The organism is Pseudomonas sp. SWRI154, from assembly GCF_014268645.1.
GTDB classification, from domain to species: domain Bacteria; phylum Pseudomonadota; class Gammaproteobacteria; order Pseudomonadales; family Pseudomonadaceae; genus Aquipseudomonas; species Aquipseudomonas marvdashtae.
Genome location: NZ_JABWQW010000100.1, coordinates 1 through 283, shown reverse-complemented (window position 1 = coordinate 283; position 283 = coordinate 1). Strand labels below are relative to the sequence as shown.

The following is a 283-nucleotide window of genomic DNA, read 5'->3' as shown; positions in this document are numbered from 1 at the left end:
AGGGTGGCCCAGCCCTGGTGTTCGGCGACGAGGCGGTCCTGGGCGTCGTATTCGTAGGCCAGCGGCCAATGGCCGTCGTCGACGCTGACCAGACGCCCGAGGGCGTCGTAGCGGTACTCGACGGTCGTCCCGTCGGGCAAGGTTTTGCGCAGCAAACGGCCGGCGGTGTCGCGTTGGTATTGGGTGACCCGCTGGCTGCCGTCGGAACCAAACTCGGTCTTTTCCAGCAGGTGGCCGTTGAGGTCGTAGGCGTAGCCGGTGCGCTGGCCGTCGAAGCCGGTTT

At 67.1% G+C, this 283-nt stretch carries 1 protein-coding gene; it reads right to left on the bottom strand.

Going from position 1 to position 283, the window contains the following annotated elements; all coding sequences use genetic code 11:
• On the bottom strand, positions 1-283 hold a 283-nt coding region (locus HU806_RS26310; RefSeq protein ID WP_186615825.1), incomplete at both ends, for an RHS repeat domain-containing protein.